This window comes from Flavobacterium sp. J49 (assembly GCF_011742145.1).
Classification (GTDB): Bacteria; Bacteroidota; Bacteroidia; order Flavobacteriales; family Flavobacteriaceae; genus Flavobacterium.
Window position 1 is genome coordinate 1 of sequence record NZ_JAAQQU010000036.1, and the last position, 275, is coordinate 275.

At 44.4% G+C, this 275-nt stretch carries 1 protein-coding gene; it reads left to right on the plus strand.

All coding sequences use genetic code 11. The annotated features are described in order from the left end of the window. Positions 1-275 (plus strand): hypothetical protein (locus tag HA632_RS00145; protein ID WP_176305220.1); only part of this gene is annotated, 275 nt, incomplete at both ends.

Below are 275 nucleotides of genomic sequence, written 5' to 3' on the forward strand. Positions count from 1 at the left end.
AACAATGGAAGTGTAACAGTAACGGCTACCGGTGGAACGGCTCCTTATACCATTTTATGGTCTAATGGAGGCACAACCTTTACCGCTAACAATTTATTAGCCGGTACTTATACCGCAGTGGTAACCGATGCTAATGGATGTACTTCAAACGTAAGTGTAACTATCACGCAACCGGCAACGGCTTTGGCTTCTACTAATACCACTACCAACGTATCTTGTTTTGCAGGAAACAATGGAAGTGTAACAGTAACGGCTACCGGTGGAACTTCGCCTTA